Source organism: Mycolicibacterium sp. HS_4_1 (genome assembly GCF_054515875.1).
This window is the reverse complement of the sequence record NZ_CM137261.1, coordinates 2,165,408-2,182,771: the sequence shown is the minus strand read 5'-3', so window position 1 is coordinate 2,182,771 and position 17,364 is coordinate 2,165,408. Positions and strand designations below refer to the sequence as shown.

At 65.2% G+C, this 17,364-nt stretch carries 17 protein-coding genes; 12 read left to right on the top strand and 5 right to left on the bottom strand.

The features are described 5' to 3' along the window. Positions 1-17 precede the first annotated feature (17 nt). Positions 18-1,202 (top strand): hypothetical protein, encoded by a 1,185-nt coding sequence (locus ACX12F_RS10370; RefSeq protein WP_459369480.1) that lies wholly within the window; start codon positions 18-20, stop codon positions 1,200-1,202. Positions 1,203-1,257: 55 nt separating this feature from the next. On the opposite strand, the gene arc is transcribed toward ACX12F_RS10370, so the two are convergent. Then, complete coding sequence (gene arc / locus ACX12F_RS10365) at positions 1,258-3,105, bottom strand: proteasome ATPase (RefSeq protein WP_459369479.1); 1,848 nt, start codon at positions 3,103-3,105, stop codon at positions 1,258-1,260. A gap of 158 nt (positions 3,106-3,263) precedes the next feature. Between arc and ACX12F_RS10360 the strand changes: the two genes are divergently transcribed. Genes ACX12F_RS10360 through ACX12F_RS10350 form a run of 3 tightly spaced genes read left to right on the top strand, consistent with a single transcriptional unit; the run spans position 3,264 to position 4,618 of the window. Further along, entirely contained in the window at positions 3,264-3,770 is a 507-nt protein-coding gene (locus tag ACX12F_RS10360; RefSeq protein WP_459369478.1) for an MTB12 family secreted protein, read from the top strand. Between the two features lie 19 nt (positions 3,771-3,789). Next, positions 3,790-4,317, top strand: a complete 528-nt coding sequence (locus ACX12F_RS10355; RefSeq protein ID WP_459369477.1) for a lipoprotein LppK — start codon at positions 3,790-3,792, stop codon at positions 4,315-4,317. A 7-nt stretch (positions 4,318-4,324) separates the two neighbouring features. Further along, positions 4,325-4,618 (top strand): DUF503 domain-containing protein, encoded by a 294-nt coding sequence (locus ACX12F_RS10350; protein WP_459369476.1) that lies wholly within the window; start codon positions 4,325-4,327, stop codon positions 4,616-4,618. Here ACX12F_RS10350 and ACX12F_RS10345 read toward each other — a convergent pair. After that, positions 4,615-5,442, bottom strand: a complete 828-nt coding sequence (locus tag ACX12F_RS10345; RefSeq protein ID WP_459370302.1) for a tRNA (adenine-N1)-methyltransferase — start codon at positions 5,440-5,442, stop codon at positions 4,615-4,617. The genes ACX12F_RS10350 and ACX12F_RS10345 overlap by 4 nt on opposite strands. Positions 5,443-5,587: 145 nt before the next feature. On the opposite strand from ACX12F_RS10345, the gene ACX12F_RS10340 reads away from it, so the two are divergent. Together ACX12F_RS10340 and ACX12F_RS10335 are read left to right on the top strand one after the other, a co-directional pair. After that, on the top strand, positions 5,588-6,421 hold the full coding sequence (locus ACX12F_RS10340; protein ID WP_459369475.1) for a RecB family exonuclease: 834 nt from the start codon (positions 5,588-5,590) through the stop codon (positions 6,419-6,421). After that, the gene (locus ACX12F_RS10335; RefSeq protein ID WP_459369474.1) at positions 6,418-7,209 is read left to right on the top strand and encodes a thioesterase family protein; all 792 of its coding nucleotides are present in this window, start codon (positions 6,418-6,420) and stop codon (positions 7,207-7,209) included. Before ACX12F_RS10340 ends, ACX12F_RS10335 begins: the two co-directional genes overlap by 4 nt. 379 nt (positions 7,210-7,588) lie before the next feature. Here the strand turns inward: ACX12F_RS10335 and ACX12F_RS10330 are convergent, their stop codons facing one another. After that, positions 7,589-7,813 (bottom strand): hypothetical protein, encoded by a 225-nt coding sequence (locus ACX12F_RS10330; RefSeq protein WP_459369473.1) that lies wholly within the window; start codon positions 7,811-7,813, stop codon positions 7,589-7,591. Between the two features lie 425 nt (positions 7,814-8,238). Between ACX12F_RS10330 and ACX12F_RS10325 the strand changes: the two genes are divergently transcribed. The 4 genes from ACX12F_RS10325 to ACX12F_RS10310 all read left to right on the top strand — a co-directional run bounded on the left by ACX12F_RS10325 (position 8,239) and on the right by ACX12F_RS10310 (position 12,626). Continuing rightward, positions 8,239-8,988: a hypothetical protein gene (locus ACX12F_RS10325; RefSeq protein WP_459369472.1), complete on the top strand. Its 750-nt coding sequence runs from the start codon at positions 8,239-8,241 to the stop codon at positions 8,986-8,988. 614 nt (positions 8,989-9,602) lie between these two features. Further along, complete coding sequence (locus ACX12F_RS10320; RefSeq protein WP_459369471.1) at positions 9,603-10,037, top strand: CBS domain-containing protein; 435 nt, start codon at positions 9,603-9,605, stop codon at positions 10,035-10,037. A gap of 25 nt (positions 10,038-10,062) precedes the next feature. Further along, positions 10,063-10,527 (top strand): DUF5709 domain-containing protein, encoded by a 465-nt coding sequence (locus ACX12F_RS10315; protein WP_459369470.1) that lies wholly within the window; start codon positions 10,063-10,065, stop codon positions 10,525-10,527. Positions 10,528-10,535: 8 nt separating this feature from the next. Then, the gene (locus tag ACX12F_RS10310) at positions 10,536-12,626 is read left to right on the top strand and encodes an adenosylcobalamin-dependent ribonucleoside-diphosphate reductase (protein ID WP_459370301.1); all 2,091 of its coding nucleotides are present in this window, start codon (positions 10,536-10,538) and stop codon (positions 12,624-12,626) included. Positions 12,627-12,708: 82 nt separating this feature from the next. Here ACX12F_RS10310 and ACX12F_RS10305 read toward each other — a convergent pair whose 3' ends face one another. Together ACX12F_RS10305 and ACX12F_RS10300 are read right to left on the bottom strand one after the other, a co-directional pair. After that, positions 12,709-14,064: an NRAMP family divalent metal transporter gene (locus ACX12F_RS10305; RefSeq protein ID WP_459369469.1), complete on the bottom strand. Its 1,356-nt coding sequence runs from the start codon at positions 14,062-14,064 to the stop codon at positions 12,709-12,711. Positions 14,065-14,140: 76 nt separating this feature from the next. Then, complete coding sequence (locus tag ACX12F_RS10300; RefSeq protein WP_459369468.1) at positions 14,141-14,611, bottom strand: hypothetical protein; 471 nt, start codon at positions 14,609-14,611, stop codon at positions 14,141-14,143. Between the two features lie 399 nt (positions 14,612-15,010). Between ACX12F_RS10300 and ACX12F_RS10295 the strand changes: the two genes are divergently transcribed. Continuing rightward, positions 15,011-16,225, top strand: coding sequence for an acyl-CoA dehydrogenase family protein (locus tag ACX12F_RS10295; protein ID WP_459369467.1), 1,215 nt, complete (start codon positions 15,011-15,013; stop codon positions 16,223-16,225). 4 nt (positions 16,226-16,229) lie between these two features. Beyond that, positions 16,230-17,363: an LLM class flavin-dependent oxidoreductase gene (locus tag ACX12F_RS10290; protein WP_459369466.1), complete on the top strand. Its 1,134-nt coding sequence runs from the start codon at positions 16,230-16,232 to the stop codon at positions 17,361-17,363. Position 17,364 lies beyond the last annotated feature (1 nt).

Genomic DNA, 17,364 nt, shown 5'->3' with positions numbered 1-17,364 from the left:
GTTGCACCATTGGGCGCATGACCGCATCTGGGCGAGCGAAGCGACGGGATCAGTCATCGCCGAGCGAGCGGGTCGCCGCCGAGACCTGGTTTCTGCGCCGGGGTCTGCCCGCAGTGCTGCGCCCAGGAGCGCTCGTGCGGCGGCTGTGGCAACGGTCGGCACCGGCGCTGGCCGCGTTCGCGGTGTTCATGGCGAACTCGATCCTCGTCACCGCCGTCACCGGCAAACACACCATCAACATCGAAGGCCAACCCACCCGGACCGAGTGGTTCGTGCTGGCGTTGCTCGTGCTGGTGGCGCCGGTGGCCGCGCTGGCCGGCTGGCTGGTGTCGCGCATCTCGTCGTGGCGCAACCGGGCCGCGGCGGCCGCAGTGGCGGTGGCGGTGTGCGCCGCCGGCGCGGTGCTCGGCGGTCCGGGCCCGAAGGTCCCCGGCAACGTGGTGTATGTGGCCGTGATCATCGCCGCCATCCTGGTCTGCACAGCGACCGGCATCGGCTCCATCTTGGGCTGGGCGCTGGACGTCACGACCCACAACCTGACACTCGTCGGCAGTCTGTTCGTGAGAGCCCTGCCGATCATGCTGCTGACCGTGCTGGTGTTCTTCAACACCTACGTCTGGCTCATGGCAGCGATCGTCAGCAGGGCACGTCTGTGGTCCGCGCTGGGCTTCCTGGCCCTGATCGCCGTGGCATTCGTCATCACGACCACCATCGACCGGGTTCGGCCGATCCTGACGGCCACGCAACCGGATGCGCCCGAGGCCGAGAACGCGATCCTGGCCGGCACCCCGTTCGAGCACATGCCTCAGCCCGCCCGCCGAATCCCGTTGACCCGCATCGAGCGGGTCAACGTGGTCTTCGTGCTGGCCATGTCCCAGGTGCTGCAACTGCTGATCGTTGCCCTGGTGACCGCATTCATCTTCCTGGTGCTCGGCCTCATCCTCATCAGCCCGAAACTGCTGGCGGAGTGGACACGCAACAACGGCTCGCCCGACGGCACCGTCTTCGGCATGACGCTGCCGGTGCCGGAAGCGCTGATTCAGACCGCGCTGTTCCTGGGTGCGCTGACCTTCATGTACATCACCGCGCGCACCACCACCGACGCCGAATACCGGGCCGAGTTCGTCGACCCCCAGATCGACAGCCTGCGCCGCCGGCTGGACGCCCGCGACCGGTATCTCGCCGACCGCAAACGACTGTGAGGGCTGTGCACGCGATTCCGGAGTCTCGCGTGCACAGCCCTCACAGTCGTCGTGCCTACAGGTACTGCCCCAGGTTGGATTCCGTGTCGATCGCGCGACTGGCGCTCGACGACTTGCCGGTGACCAGCGTGCGGATGTAGACGATCCGCTCGCCCTTCTTGCCCGAAATCCGTGCCCAGTCATCGGGGTTCGTGGTGTTGGGCAGGTCTTCGTTCTCCGCGAACTCGTCGACGATCGAGTCCAGGAGGTGCTGGATACGGAGGCCGCGCTGCCCGGTTTCCAGCACCGACTTGATCGCGTACTTCTTGGCCCGGTCCACCACGTTCTGGATCATGGCGCCGGAGTTGAAGTCCTTGAAGTACATGACCTCCTTGTCGCCGTTGGCGTAGGTGACCTCGAGGAAGCGGTTATCGTCGATCTCGGCGTACATCCGGTCGACGACCTTTTCGATCATCGTCTTGATGGTCAATGTCCGGTCGCCGTTGAACTCGCGCAGGTCGTCCTCGTGCACCGGCAAGTCCTCGGTGAGGTACTTGCTGAAGATGTCCTGCGCCGCCTCGGCGTCCGGCCGCTCGATCTTGATCTTGACGTCCAGGCGGCCGGGCCGCAGGATCGCCGGGTCGATCATGTCCTCGCGGTTGGAGGCGCCGATGACGATGACGTTCTCCAGGCCCTCGACACCGTCGATCTCCGAAAGCAGCTGCGGCACAACGGTGGTCTCGACGTCAGAGCTGACACCGGTACCACGGGTGCGGAAGATCGAGTCCATCTCGTCGAAGAACACGATCACCGGAGTGCCCTCGGACGCCTTCTCACGCGCCCGCTGGAAGATCAACCGGATGTGCCGCTCGGTCTCGCCGACGAACTTGTTCAGCAGCTCGGGGCCCTTGATGTTGAGGAAGTAGCTCTTGGCTTCCCGGGCGTCGTCGCCGCGCAGCTCGGCCATCTTCTTGGCCAGCGAGTTGGCGACAGCCTTGGCGATGAGCGTCTTGCCGCAACCAGGAGGGCCGTACAGCAGGACGCCCTTCGGCGGCCGTAGTGAGTACTCCCGGTACAGGTCCTTGTGCAGGAACGGCAGCTCCACCGCATCGCGGATCAGCTCGATCTGCCGCGTCAGGCCACCGATGTCGCTGTAGGCGACGTCGGGCACCTCTTCGAGGACCAGATCCTCGACCTCGGCCTTCGGGATCCGCTCGAAGGCATAGCCCGCCTTGCTGTCGACCAGCAGCGAGTCACCGGGCCGCAGCTTGCGCGCTCGCTCGTCCAACAAGTCGTCGGTGTCGTCCAGCAGCTCGACGATCTCGGGGTCGAGGTATTCGAGCGCAATCAACGGCTCGGCGAGCCAGACGATGCGTTCCTCGTCGGCATGACCGACGACGAGGGCGCGCTTACCGTCGTTCAGGATTTCGCGCAGAGTGCTGATCTCGCCGACCGCCTCGAACGAGCCCGCCTCGACCACCGTAAGCGCCTCGTTGAGGCGGACGGTCTGGCCCTGTTTGAGTTCGGACACCTCGATGTTCGGCGACACCGACAGCCGCATCTTGCGACCGGAGGTGAAGACGTCGACGGTGTCGTCGTCGTGAGTCAGCAGCAAGACGCCGTAACCGCTGGGCGGCTGCCCGAGCCGATCGACCTCCTCGCGAAGCGCCAGCAACTGCTGCCGCGCTTCTTTGAGGGTGTCCATCAACTTGCCGTTGCGAGTCGTCAGCGAATCGATGCGGGCTTCGAGCTGCTGCACATCACGCGGACCGCGGTGCGCCGCGGCCGCGTTCGTGAGCTGCTCGCGCAGCGCCGCCGTTTCGCTACGAAGCCGCGCCAACTCGGCGGCATCGGTGCTGGACATGGGGTTCTGATGAGATGTGCCCGGGTTGCCGAAGGCGTCCGGGCGATCCATTTCAGACATCTTGCGCTCCTTTCCCACACCGGAAGTTGGTGCGGCGGATACCTCAACGCTACCGGCGATCTGCCGTTCATGGGCGTCGAAGGAATCACGACACACGGGTGTTGCTCTGACCGCGCTGTTAACCTCATACGCAAGTCGGGCTCATCGAAAGGACCGCAGTGATCGTCAAATCCCTCGTCACCGGCATCGCAGCCACCGCCCTCGTCGGTGCGGCAGCCGTCGGTACGACTGTGACTTCCCAGACGGCCATCCCGACCACTGGGATGCGGGCGGCGGTCTCGCCGGTCGTTCGGCAGGTTCCGCTGCCGCAGGCGCCCGCGCCAGGCCTGCAGACGTCACTGGTGTCGACGCTCACCGGGCTGACGGCCGCCGGAAGCTTCGCTGGGTCCAAGGGCAGCTACATCCAGGGCGGCGTCGGCCGGCTCGAGGCCATCACCGCCGACCGGGCGTACAGCAACGCTGTCAAGCAAGGCGTGTTCCCCATGAGCTTCGCCGTTGCCGACATCGACGACCTCGGAGACGGCACCGCGACGGCCAACGTGACGGCCACTGCCGCCACCGGCGCCACCGCGTCTGAGCCGCTGACCTTCATCGCGGGCCCGAGCCCCACCGGCTGGCAACTCTCCAAGGGGTCGGCCATGACTCTGCTGTCGTCGGTGAAGTAGGCACACCAGGAGCATCCCGGTGAACCCAACCCGAGGGACCTTGATCGCCGTCATCGCGGCGGCGATCGGGTTGTCCGGGTGCAGTGAACACGTCGAGCCGCCCGCCGACCCGATGCCCCGTTCCCTGCTCACCACCGACGCCAAGTCCCCCGCGACAGCGCCGCTGCCATCGCCCGATGCGCTCACCGCAGTGCTCTACAAGATCGCCGACCCCGCGGTGCCTTCGGCACAAAAGATCGGGCTGATCCAATACGGCACCGTCGAAGATCAGACCGGGCTGGACAACTTCACCAGGGCACTGCGCGACAACGGCTTCAATCCGATGAACGTGACGGCGGCGGACCTGCTGTGGTCGGCCGGGCAGCCGGGCGACATCATCGCCACGATCACGATCAGTTCCGTCGCCGCACCGGACAACAAGTTCACGTTCCCCATGGAATTCAGCCCCATCCGCGACTCCTGGCAGCTGAATCGGCAGACCGCGAACCTGCTGCTGAAGCTGGGGCAGCCGGGCGGGCCTGACGCCGCGACAACCCCGGCCCGCTGAGCTGTCGATGTGGGTCGGCTGGCTGGAGTTCGACCTGTTGTTGGGCGACGTCCGCTCGCTGAAAGCGAAGCGCTCGGCGATCCGGCCGATCATCGCCGAACTGCAGCGCAAATTCTTCGTGTCCGCTGCCGAGAGCGGCAATCAGGAACTGCACCGTCGCGCGGCGATCGGGGTGTCGACCGTCGCTGCTGACCGTCAGCACGTCGTCGAGGTGCTCGATGCCGCCGAGCGCCAGGTGGCGGCCCGGCCCGAGATCGAATTGTTGTCGGTCCGGCGGGGTCTGGTCAGCAGCGAGGACTAGATATTGCGCTTGCGTCGCAGCGGCTGCGGCGTCACCGCGCCCGGCGCCAGCCGGCGCGCGCTGATCAGGAACGCGGTGTGGCCGCGCATCGAATGCTGCGGACGCACCGCCAGGCCGACAACGTCCCAGCCGCGCTGCAACGATTCCCACGACCGCGGTTCGGTCCAGCACTGCTGCTCGCGCAGCGCCTCGACCGTCTTCGACAGCTGCGTGACGGTAGCGACGTAGACGATCAGGACGCCGCCCGGCACGAGTGCCTTCGAGACCGTCTCCAACACGTCCCACGGCGCGAGCATGTCGAGCACCACGCGATCGACCTGCCCGCCGTCATAGTCGTTGAGGTCGGCGATGACCAGGTTCCAGTTCTTGGGCCGCTCGCCGAAGAAGGTCTCGACATTGCGCACGGCATGCACGGCATGGTCGTCACGCACCTCGTAGGACGTCACAGAACCGCCCGGTCCAACGGCCCGCAGCAGCGAACAGGTCAACGCGCCGGAGCCGGCGCCGGCCTCCAAAACCCTTGCGCCCGGGAAGATGTCGCCCTCGTGCACGATCTGCGCGGCGTCCTTCGGGTAGATCACCTGAGCACCGCGCGGCATCGAGAGGACGTAGTCGATCAGCAGCGGACGCAGCACCAGGAAGGGGTCACCGTTGGTGGATTTCACCACGCTGCCCTCGGGCTGGTCGATCACCGAATCATGGGCGATGATGCCGCGGTGGGTGTGGAACTCCCCACCGGTCGCCAGCACCATGGTGTAGTGCCGGCCTTTGGCGTCGGTCAGTTGGACGCGGTCGCCGACGGTGAAGGGTCCGGTGATTCGCACCGCGTCAGCCTGCCAGCCGACCCGTCCCGGCTGACGGCCGGGGTTCACGAAGTCTCGTGACGGCCCGGCTGAGCCGATTTGTCGCTGTCGCGGCCTAAGCTGCTGGCATGACCACCGCCAGCGAGGAGCCGAAGGCGGATCGCGGATGACCTCTGCCGCCCCTGTCCGACGGCCGGCGCTCTCGCCGTCGCGGGCCGGTGACTTCAAACAGTGCCCGCTGCTCTACCGGTTCCGGGCCATCGACCGGCTGCCGGAGCCGTCGTCCACCGCGCAGTTGCGTGGTTCGGTGGTGCACGCCGCGTTGGAACAGCTGTACGCACTGCCCGCCACCGACCGGGTCCCGGAGACCGCGCTGTCGCTGGTGACGCCGGCGTGGGACGCGGTGGTCGCCGAGAAGCCCGAGCTTGCGGACGAGATCGCGCCCGAGCTGCGCGAGACGCTGCTCGACGAGGCCCGCACGTTGTTGTCGGGGTACTACCGGCTCGAGGATCCGACGCGCTTCGACCCGCACAGTTGCGAACAACGCGTCGAGGTCGAGCTGTCCGACGGGACGCTGCTGCGCGGATTCGTCGACCGGATCGACGTGGCACCGACGGGCGAACTGCGGGTGGTCGACTACAAGACCGGCAAGGCTCCACCGGAAGCCCGGGCGCTGGCCGAGTTCAAGGCCATGTTCCAGATGAAGTTCTACGCGGTGGCGCTGCTGCGCATGCGTGGCGTGGTGCCAGCGAGGCTGCGGTTGCTGTATCTGGCCGACAGTCAGGTGCTCGACTACAGCCCCGATCTTGCTGAGTTGGAGAGGTTCGAAAAGACGCTGATGGCCATCTGGCAAGCCATCCAGAAGTCAGGCGAGACCGGTGACTTCCGGCCCAACCCGTCCAAGCTGTGCTCCTGGTGCTCGCACCAGGAGTTGTGCCCCGCCTTCGGTGGCACTCCCCCGCCGTATCCCGGCTGGCCCGAGAGTTTCGGGGTCGCATGATCGACTGTTACTACCGTCGGCGGGGCTCCGACGGCGATCTGCAGCGCTTCGAATCGACCGAGGGCACCGGCAGTAACTGGGATACGAGCATCCAGCACGGTTCGCCGCCGCTGGCACTGCTGACCAAGGCGATCGAAGAGCTGGCCGCCGACAGCGGCATGCAGGTGAGCCGGCTGGCTCTCGACATTCTCGGCGCCATTCCCGTTGCACCCGTTGCGGTTCGGACGTGGGTGTCGCGGCCCGGATCCCGGATCTGCATGATGACCGCGGAGATGACGGCCGCCCAGCCTGACGGTTCCGAGCGGGCGGTGGCGCGGCTGTCGGCGTGGCTGATCGCCCGCAGCGACACCCGCGACGCCGTACTGGACCGTTACCCGCCGATGACCCGCGTGCCTGATACCGGGTTCCGGCATCACTGGCAGGGCCGGCCCGGTTATCTCGAGACCGTCACTTGGGTCCCGCAACCCGACGACGCGGGCGCCTCCGTGGTGTGGATGCGGCCATTGATCTCGCTGGTCGACGACGAGGAGCCGACCGACCTGCAGCGGCTGGCGATGGTCGTCGATTCCGCGAATGGCGTTGGCGCCGCGCTGGATCCGAATGAGTTCATGTTCATGAACACCGACACCACGGTGCACCTGCACCGCGCTCCCGTGGGCCCCGAATTCTGCCTGCGGGCCCGCGGCTCGATCGGTCCGGACGGCCTCGGGTCGACGACCGCCGAGCTGTTCGACGAGCAGGGGTTCATCGGGACCTCGGCGCAAACACTCTTGGTGCAGCGGCGCTGACCAGAGGTGCCGAGACAACGCTCGGCACGCGTCTGAGCAGTTCACAAATACGCAGGTATAGGAAATTGTGCAGACCGGCCCCAAGCCACGCCGAAGGCGCTCATGCTATAGGCGTGGAGGGGTCGAAGCCTGCCGAGCAAAGCCGGGGTCGCTTGTGGATTGCGGTCGGACTCTCGCTGACCGCGTTGGCCGTGATCCTATTCGGGGTAATCATCACGTCTCATTCAGGAAGCAAGACCACGTCGTTACCCCACCCGCCCAGCACGTCGGTCCCGCCTCCTCTCGAACCGCGCATAACAATTGTTCCGCGTGACCCCAACAAATCGCTCGGGACGCCACCCGAGACCCAAATAACGGTCCGACCCGATGCCGCGGAGCCTCAGATGCCCATCACCGTGACCGCGCCTGCGCCGCAATCCCCCGTCACCGTCACCGTGCAGGCGCCAACAACGGTGACCGCCCCGCCGCCCACAGGTGGCCAACCAAGCCCGAACGCGAGTGCGCCGAGCGCAATTGGTTGGCCCGCCAAGGTCAGCGCCGTCGCGACGTTACTCGTTGCGGCAACCGGGCTGATCACCGCAGTAACCGGTTTGGTAAAAGTCATGCGCTCCAGAGCCTCAACCAAAACCCCTGCCACATAAAGGATCAACCCACACGGCCATGGCACGTTCGCCTCCGCGAGGCCCGCCCACCGCGACGACGTCACTACGGTTCAGCGACGCCGCCCGGACGATCACCCGACCGTTGGCGTAGGTGTCGGGGCGCCGGAAAACGCCGTCCGATCACCTCTCGGGCAAACCGTCTGCCTGCATCCACACCGCGGTCGCCGGGCCCATGGCTCGGCAGATATGTAGCCCACCTTGGCAATCGGGTGGCTTAAGTCCCCCAGCGTGGGGCCTTTCGTGAGTCGCTCAGCTACCGAATTCAGGCGTATTCACAACGAAGGCATCTGATTGACCAACGGCGTCGAAAGGCCGCCGACCCAGTCGCCGGCCTGGCGATGAACCCGACCAAGCTCGGGCCCGAATCATGAACGAGGGGCCCGATCTGCCGGTTCGTTACCGATCTGGACAGAAAGAGCAGAACTTAACGAAAGCTGACATAGCTATGAATCTCGCATACTCCACCAGGACGGACATTCGTCCGTCCGCCAGTCCGACCCCATTACATGTCGCCGACTACGACTTCGGTACCGATGATTCGTCCGGCACCTCGCTCGACATGGCTCGGCTCGAGGCTCCGATGTCCCAAGTGATCACCGATGAGGTCGACGGTGCCAGCTGGTACCTCACGCTGGACGTCGAAATACTCCTCATCGCCGCCCTCGGACGCGCGATCGACCGGGTCATCGGGCCGGGACAGATCGTCCTCGACGTGGCTGCGGCAAACGAACGCGTCGGCGGTGCCCTGGCCGTGGTGCGACGTGTCCCGCTGCAGTGCGTGTCGTACGACAAGGTTTCGGCCACGGACATGCTGCACAATGTGCGCAACGCATTCGACGAGGCGATCGCCGACCCGGATCAGGTGTCCGAGGTGCTCTTCGGCTATGGCATGACGCCCATCATCGGGGCTCACCCGGGGCCGGCCCATACGCTGGAGTTGCGTGCTTACCGTTGCGACGGGCTATTGCAGCTGGACTGGTGGTATGCATCCAGCCGGTTTTCCACCAGTACCATCGAAGAACTGGCGGAACAGTTCACATTGGCCGCGATCGAGCTGGCCTCCGAGGCTGAGCCAGATGAGCCGGCGATCGGCGCGCAACCCGATGAGCACGGCTAGGTACCGACAGGATTCGCTGACGCGTATCACCACGAAGGTTTGAGGGGCCTCAGACCGCGACTTGCATCAAATGGTCAGTGCCGATATGACAGCCGAACCACGATCAAACAGGTTCAGGCCCCGGCAATGGTTCGCGACCAGTACCTCGGCACGGTTGTCCCTTGTGGTCGTCATGCTTCGGCGTCTTCTGGTGATGTTCCTTCGTCACGGCAATATGCCGATGACAAACGGGACAGGTGATAGAGGGCATGGTCCTCATCTCCCTTCAACGTGATGTCGTCGCGTCCGGCGATTGCCGACCGGAGCCTAAATTGTTGTTACAGTTAAATTTTCGACACCGCCCGCGAAGTTGTGGACAAGTCTGCAGTGTGACGACCGGCTGGCCATAGAGGCCAATGACCCTGACCGTGGAACCAAACGCCCCCGGGCCGAACGCAGCAGTGCCGACAGCGAATCGGGAATCTGTCGAGATTTCCGAACCAGTCGTGGGATGAAGTCCAGCGCCCTCGCCGCGAAGGCCGAATGGCCCTAGATCGGGCTCGCGCCGCGGTGAAATATCGAACTGTGCGAGGAGCCGAAGCCCCCGGCTCCCTTCGATATCGAGGAGAAACACCATGACAAGGGCCCGTGACATCATGCACGCCGGAGCAACATGTGTGGGAGAGCACGAGACATTGACCGCGGCGGCTCAGCACATGCGCGAGTTGGGCGTTGGTGCGCTACCGATCTGCGGGGACGATGATCGCTTGCACGGCATGATCACCGACCGTGACATCGTCATCAAATGCATCGCCGCCGGGCATGACCCCAACACGGTCACCGCCGCGGAGCTTGCCCAAGGCAGCACCTATTACGTCGACGCCGACGCCGGTATCGAGCAGATGCTGAACGTCATGGAAGAACACCAAGTCCGGCGGGTACCCGTGATCGAAGATCACCGCCTGGTGGGCATGGTGAGCGAAGGCGACATCGCGCGGCATCTACCCGAATACGCCGTCGCGCAGTTCGTCAAGGCCGTCTGCGCCCCACCGGCTCTCGCCAGCCACTGACCGGCGACACCTCGGCGAGCAGATCATGAGCACTCACTATGAGACCGGCCCGGCAGCAGGCGAATACGGCGTGGACGACGAGAACCAGCTGCAGCCGCAGGACACCCTGATCGAACGCGGCATCGACGACATGCTCGATGAGGGATACTCGCCGCCCGAGCGACTGTACGGGCGTGGCGCCTTCGGGCCCTCGGAGAGCATGGACCAGCTGCTCGCGGAGGAAGAACACGATCCGGCATCACGTGTTGACGTCCTACTCGACGCGGACGAGCAGCAACGTTCCGACGACGCCGAGCGCGAAGCGGAATTTCCCGAGCGACGAGAGGTCGGCCGCGCGCGAGCAGGTCGACTTGTCGCACCGGACTTGGGATTTGGCGAAGACACTGAGGCAGAGCTGATTGCCACGGACGTCGGTATCAGCGGCGGTGCAGCGTCCGCAGAGGAAGCCGCCGTTCATGTCATCGACGACGAAGTACCGCCGCACTGGTAGCTATGGCGATGAGGTCCACGGCGGCGCCCCGGTGGCCGGCGAAGGTACAGCGCCGGGACGGGACCGTCGTGCCTTTCGACGTCACCCGGATCGAAGCTGCGGTCGCGCGGGCGGCCCGCGAGGTGGCGAACGACGATCCCGACATACCGGTCGTCGTGGCCGGGTCCGTTGCCGACGCACTGGGACCCGGTGTAGCACAGGTCGAGAAGATTCAGGATTTCGTCGAGGCGAGGCTGGGCGAAGCAGGCCTTGACGATGTCGCCCGCGCATACATCATTTACCGGCACCGTCATGCCGAGTTGCGCACGGCCAAGGAATTGCTCGTGGTCCGCGATGAGCTGAAGCTGAGCCTGGCCGCGGTCACGGTGCTGGGCGAACGCTATCTGCTGCGCGATGACCAGGGCGCTCTCACCGAGTCGACCGGCGAGATGATGGACCGCGCGGCGCGCTGCGTGGCCGCCGCGGAAGACGAGTATCAATCGGGCTCATCGGCGCAGTGGGCCGAGCGGTTTTCGGCGCTACTGCGGAATCTCGAATTTCTGCCGAATTCGCCCACATTGATGAACGCCGGCACCGATCTGGGCCTGCTCTCCGGATGTTTCGTTCTGCCCGTTGAGGATTCGCTGCGCTCCATCTTCACCACCTTGGGCCAGGCCGCCGAGATCCAGCGGGCCGGGGGCGGCACCGGGTATTCATTCGGGCACCTGCGCCCCGCCGGGGATCGGGTGGCCGGCACCGGTGGCACGGCAAGCGGACCGGTGTCCTTTCTGCAGCTCTTTGACACCGCCGCAGCCGTGGTCTCGATGGGCGGGCGTCGCCGCGGTGCGTGCATGGCGGTGCTCGACGTGTCACACCCGGACATCCATGACTTCATCACCTCCAAGGACGAATCACGTTACCAGTTAACACATTTCAACCTATCAGTCGGTGTGAGCGACGCGTTCTTGCGCGCCGTCGAAAGGAACGGCACACATCGGCTGGTCAATCCGCGCACCGGCAAGACCGTTGCCCGAGTACCGGCAGGCGAGCTGTTCGACGCCATTTGCGAATCCGCGCACAGGTGCGGCGATCCGGGCTTGCTGTTTCTGGACACGATCAATCGGGCCAATCCCGTGCCGGGACTGGGCCGAATCGAGGCGACGAACCCGTGCGGAGAGGTTCCGCTATTGCCGTACGAGTCGTGCAACCTCGGCTCGATCAATTTGGCTCGGATGGTCACCGACGGTCGCGTCGATTGGGACAAGCTCGCCGACGTCGCGACGGTGGCTGTGCGGTTCCTCGATGACGTGATCGACGTCAGCCGCTACCCATTCCCCGAACTCGGCGAGGCAACCCGCGCCACCCGCAAGGTCGGACTCGGCGTCATGGGTTTGGCGGAACTGCTTGCGGTGCTGGGCATTGCGTACGACAGCGAGGAGGCGGTGCAACTGACCGGCCGAGTCATGCGCCGCATTCAGCGGTCGGCGCACCTGGCGTCCCGTCGGCTGGCCGAGGCAAGAGGTGCGTTTCCCGCGCTCGCCGACAGCCGGTTCGTGCGTGGCGGCCCGCGACGCAACGCGCAGCTCACCTCCGTTGCCCCGACCGGCACCATCTCGCTGATCTCCGGCACCACCGCGGGGATCGAGCCGATGTTCGCAATCGCCTTCACCCGGGCGATCGTCGGCAGGCACCTACTGGAGGTCAACCCGTGTTTTGATCGTCTGGCCCGCGACCGCGGCTTCTACAGCGATGAGCTGACCGCCGTCATCGCGCAGCGCGGCGGAGTACGGGGCTATTCGCGGTTGCCCGCGGACGTGCGGGCGGCGTTCCCGACTGCTGCCGAGATCGCGCCGGAGTGGCATCTGCGGATGCAGGCCGCGGTGCAGCGTCACGTCGACGCCGCAGTGTCGAAGACTGTCAATCTGCCCGCTGCCGCCACGGTTGACGATGTCCGCGCCATCTACCTGGCGGCGTGGAAGGCAAAGGTCAAGGGCATAACGATCTACCGCTACGGCAGCCACGAAGGCCAGGTACTGTCTTATGCCGCGCCCGAACCCGCACTAGCCCAGGCAGATACCGGCTTCAGCGGCGGGTGCGTAGGCCGAACGTGCGAGTTCTGAGGGTGGGGCATAACCAGACACTCGAAATCGCTGCATCATGAGTGCACGGGCAACGGCAGGTACGACCCAAACCCTGTTGCCGTCACGCACCGGTGATGAGAGAACCGAGTAACGCCACAGCGCACACACCCATGATCACCACGATCGCCGCGCCCATGACGTTGGCGAAACGGCCGTTGACGTGCTCTCCCATGATCGATCGGTTGTTGCCGACCAACGTGATCAGCGCCATCAGCGGAGGTGCCAGCACCCCGTTGACTGCGGCGGCGTAGTACAACATCCGAAACGGCGGAATCCCAATGAAATTCAGACCGACACCGACAATCGTGGCCAACGCAATCACGACATAGAAAGCGCGGGCCTCGCGGAAGGTGTATCCGAGCCCCGCTTTCCAGCCCAGCGCCTCGGACAGCGCGTAGGACGCCGAACCCGTCAAGGTGGGCACCGCGAGAAACCCGACCCCGATGATGCCGATCGCGAACAGCAGGAAGGCAAAGTCGCCGGCAAGTGGCCGTAGTGCGGCGGCGGCCTGATCCGGTGTGTCAACGCTGAATACGCCTGCTTGATGAAGGGTGGAGGCGCACGTCAGGATGACGAAGAACTGCACGAAATTCGAAAAGCCCATGCCGACCGTGGTGTCGACCCTCATGTTGCGAATGTCCCTGTCGTGGACCACCGGAATACCCTTGCCGTAGAACTGCATTCGGCCACGGGCGAAATCCTCTTCGGCTTCCTGGTCGGCCTGCCAGAAGAAACAGTACGGCGTGATCGTGGTGCCCAGGACGGCGACGATGTTGAGCAAGTAATCGCGCGACCACTCGACATGCGGAACGAATGCACTGACCGCCACCGTGGGCCACCACGGATGATGAATGACGAAGGCCGCCATGACATATGCGAGCAGGCTCAGGCTCGCGTACTTCAGGAACCGGGCGTAGGCGGGGTACGGCACGAAGGTCTGCAGCAGCAGTGAGATGCCCACGATCACCGCGAGCCAGGCCAGGAAGGGGACGTGAACGAGCATCTGACCGGTGGCCGCCATCGCTCCCAGGTCAGCGCCAACGTTCACGATGTTGGCGACCGTGAGCAGCGACACAGCGATGAAAAGCACCCTACGCGAATAATTTTCGCGCAGCACCGACGCCAGGCCGCGGCCGGTGACCATTCCGATTCGGCCGCAAATCTCCTGGATCGCCACCATGAAGGGATATGCCCAGGCAGCCACCCATAGCTGGGAGTAGCCGAACTGCGCCCCGGTTTGGCTGTATGTCTGGATACCGGACGGATCGTCGTCGGACGATCCCGTCACGAATCCCGGACCGAGGACCTTCCACGCCGCAGACGCCCGGGCCCGCATTGACGCACGCGACCCGCGAGACGTCATCGCGGCCCCACCGACCAATGGCTGCTTTTTCTGGGTCTCACTCTCATCTGTCATCTCGGCGGCAAGTTTGTCATCTCTGCGGCAAGATCGGCAGCCGGCGCGGCGAAACCTGGCCGCGCGCGGTCGGGATTCACGCAGCGTGCGGCATATCGGTTACAGCGCCCGCAGATTGGTACGAATCCGGATGGCTGTGGACGGGAGCCCAGCCGACGTACGTCAGGTACAGGCCGACCACTGCGACCAACACCGATCCTGCCTGCCACCACGTAGCGGCACTGAGCGCAGACTGGCCCATGGACAGGTAAGCCTGGGGGAAGGCCATCAGCGCGATGCCCTTGACGACGCTCAGCCAGCCGAGCAGCGACACCACGGCAGCGGACGGTCCACGCCAATAGGGATGCAGGACGATGACGACAAGGCCCATCGGCAGGACAAACGCGCCGGCTACCCACGGCCATACCGCATCCGCGCTGAACGCTTCGATCATCGAACGCATGTAGGCGGTTCGACCGATCATGGTCAGCGCCGCAATGAACAGATACGGACCCAACACGCGGGCGAACAGACGCGTCCGCGACTGGATGTGCGGGGTGATGCTCATAACTACCTCCGTCGAACGGACCCGTTGCCAAGGCCATGGCATGCCCCAGCAATGACAGGGCGGTCAACCTCTCGTATCGCTATCTGATCGCGTGGCGACAACAGTCCAGTAGGGACCGAAGTCCCCAATCGGTCGCCGATCGTCTGTCGGCGACACAGTTCTGACATCTACGCGCCGCGAACGGCTGCCCGCCCGCCTGAACTGACGACCGCGTTGGAATCAGAATGATCTTTAGCGGAATCGACGCTGCCGCCGGTGGTCAGGCCTCTTCCGAGCGCACGCGTCGAATCCGGGGCCGCACGGTGTGGCGTTTCTCGTCCCTATATTTCTGAGTGAACCGCCTGAATTCGCCACTGCCCCTTCGGCTTGTGGCCGTGTTACGTTCCCGGGAGTTGAGCCATGACTGTTCTCACCACGACTGCCCCTGCCGACGACGATGTCGTCGCCGCCGTGTTGGCCACCGCTGACCGCGTCGCTGACGAACTGCGCGAGACCGCCGCCGCGCGGGACCGGGCGAACGCCGCGCCGCGTGAAGAGATCGAGCTGCTGCGCCGCAATGATCTGCTGCAAGTGCAAGAGCCGGTCGAATACGGCGGCTCGGGCTTCAATTACGCGCAGGCGGCTCAGGTGACGAGGCGGATCGCCCGTGGTGACACGTCGATCGCCCATCTCATCGGCTACCACTACGCCCAGACCCGCATCGTGTCGCTCTTCGGGACGCCCGCTCAAGCTGACGCGCTCTCCCGGAAGAACGCAGCCGAAAAGCTGTTCTGGGGTGGAATTCAGAATCCCCGCGGGGGCTCTGATCTGGTTTTGACCCGCGACGGCAACGGGTTCCGGCTGAACGGCAGCCGCACGTTCGCCAGCGGCGCGAGTACCGGCGATCAGCTGTCCGTCACGGCCTCGCTCGACGGCAGTCTGGTTTTTCTGTCGCTCGACGTCCGTGGCGGCCGTCAGGGATTCACTTTCCTTGATGACTGGGACAACATCGGTCAGCGTCTGACGGACTCGGGTGGTGTCCGCGTCGTCGACGCTCGGATCGAGCATGACGAAGTGCTCGGCGAAGAACCGTTCGTCGCTTCGGATCCCACGCCGTACCAGACTCTGGTGACGCCGCACTGGCAGTTGGCGTTCGTCAACTTCTACCTCGGTACCGCAGAGGGGGCCTTGGCCGAGGCGCTCGATTGGACGCGAGCCCACGGCTCGGCATGGGAATCCTCGGGAGTCGCGCGGGCCACCGACGACCCGTACGTTCTGCAGACCGTCGGCGAGCTCGTCAGCCAAGTACGGGCAACCGCATTGTTGGCCGACCGGGCCGGCGATGCCTTGCAAGCCGCGCTGGACTTTGGGCCGGCGCTGTCCGAAGACCAGCGCGCCGAAGCCGCGGTGGCCGTCTACGAAGCCAAGTACCTTTCCACGAAGGTCGGCTTGGAGACCGCCAGCCGCCTGTTCGAAATCCAGGGGGCACGCGCCACGTCCACCAAGTACGGATTCGACCGGCACTGGCGAAACCTGCGCACCCACACGGTGCATGATCCAGTGGCGTACAAGGCCAAAGAGGTTGGTGACTGGACCCTCAACGGTCGTCGCCCCGAGTTCTCGCTGTACCGGTAGACCGATGGCCATCACGTTGCACTGGTTCCTGCCCACCAATGGTGACTCGCGCAGCGACCTGAGTCTGGGCAACGCGGTCGGTGCGGCAGGCAGCCGCGCGGGCACCTTCGGCGCAGACCGCGCGCCCGACCTCGATTACCTCAGCCTGGTGGCGGGCGCGGCGGACCGGCTCGGATTCACCGGCGCATTGACTCCCACCAGTAGCTGGTGTGAGGACGCCTGGGTGTTCACCGCGGCACTGACCCAACGGACCGAACGGTTCAAGTACCTGGTCGCGTTCCGGCCAGGCTTGCAAGCGCCGACCCTGGTCGCCCAGGCAGCCGCTACGTACCAGCGAATCTCGCGGAATCGATTGCTGCTCAATGTTGTCACTGGCGGCGACGATGTCGAGCAGCGCCGCTTCGGCGATCATCTCGGCAAAGCGGAGCGCTATGAGCGGGCCGCGGAGTTCCTCACGATCTTCCGGCAGCTGTGGTCCGGCGAACCGGTCACTTTTACCGGCAAGCACCTGTCGGTGGAGGACGCGACCATCATCCCCGCCGACACCTTTCCTGACATCTACCTGGGCGGGTCATCGGCCGAAGCACTGGAAGTGGCGGCCGAACACGCCGACGTGTACCTCACCTGGGGTGAGCCACCTGCTCAGGTCGCCGAGAAGCTCGATGCGGTGCGCCACCGGGTCAAAAATCTGGAGAGGGCGCGGCTGGCCGCCGGAGAACTGCGGTTCGGGATTCGTCTGCATGTCATCAGTCGCCCCACCGAAGCGGAGGCATGGGCGCAGGCGGACAAGCTGCTGGCAGGTCTTGATGCCGAGAGCATCAGTCGCGCCCAGCAGATTCAACGCAATTCGCAGTCAGAGGGGCAGCGACGGATGTCTGCCCTGCACGGCGGCCGGACCGACAACTTGGAGGTGTCCCCCAACTTGTGGGCCGGTATCGGGCTGGTTCGTGGTGGTGCCGGCACCGCGTTGGTGGGCAGCCATGAGCAGGTTGCCGACCGCATCGCGGAGTATCACGAACTGGGTCTCGACGAGTTCATCCTGTCCGGATATCCACACCTCGAAGAGGCCTACTCCTTCGGCGAGGGCGTCACTCCCATTCTCGCGGAACGTGGGCTGCTTGCTGATCGGCGCTCGTGAG

Excerpts from the sequence above, each read along its gene's own strand:
- ACX12F_RS10370 (WP_459369480.1), top strand. The coding sequence starts at position 18 with ATGACCGCATCTGGGCGAGCGAAGCGACGGGATCAGTCATCGCCGAGC.
- arc (WP_459369479.1), bottom strand. The coding sequence starts at position 3,105 with ATGTCTGAAATGGATCGCCCGGACGCCTTCGGCAACCCGGGCACATCT.
- ACX12F_RS10350 (WP_459369476.1), top strand. The coding sequence starts at position 4,325 with ATGTGGGTCGGCTGGCTGGAGTTCGACCTGTTGTTGGGCGACGTCCGC.
- ACX12F_RS10340 (WP_459369475.1), top strand. The coding sequence starts at position 5,588 with ATGACCTCTGCCGCCCCTGTCCGACGGCCGGCGCTCTCGCCGTCGCGG.
- ACX12F_RS10335 (WP_459369474.1), top strand. The coding sequence starts at position 6,418 with ATGATCGACTGTTACTACCGTCGGCGGGGCTCCGACGGCGATCTGCAG.
- ACX12F_RS10330 (WP_459369473.1), bottom strand. The coding sequence starts at position 7,813 with ATGACTTTTACCAAACCGGTTACTGCGGTGATCAGCCCGGTTGCCGCA.
- ACX12F_RS10325 (WP_459369472.1), top strand. The coding sequence starts at position 8,239 with ATGAACGAGGGGCCCGATCTGCCGGTTCGTTACCGATCTGGACAGAAA.
- ACX12F_RS10320 (WP_459369471.1), top strand. The coding sequence starts at position 9,603 with ATGACAAGGGCCCGTGACATCATGCACGCCGGAGCAACATGTGTGGGA.
- ACX12F_RS10315 (WP_459369470.1), top strand. The coding sequence starts at position 10,063 with ATGAGCACTCACTATGAGACCGGCCCGGCAGCAGGCGAATACGGCGTG.
- ACX12F_RS10310 (WP_459370301.1), top strand. The coding sequence starts at position 10,536 with ATGAGGTCCACGGCGGCGCCCCGGTGGCCGGCGAAGGTACAGCGCCGG.
- ACX12F_RS10305 (WP_459369469.1), bottom strand. The coding sequence starts at position 14,064 with ATGACAGATGAGAGTGAGACCCAGAAAAAGCAGCCATTGGTCGGTGGG.
- ACX12F_RS10300 (WP_459369468.1), bottom strand. The coding sequence starts at position 14,611 with ATGAGCATCACCCCGCACATCCAGTCGCGGACGCGTCTGTTCGCCCGC.
- ACX12F_RS10295 (WP_459369467.1), top strand. The coding sequence starts at position 15,011 with ATGACTGTTCTCACCACGACTGCCCCTGCCGACGACGATGTCGTCGCC.
- ACX12F_RS10290 (WP_459369466.1), top strand. The coding sequence starts at position 16,230 with ATGGCCATCACGTTGCACTGGTTCCTGCCCACCAATGGTGACTCGCGC.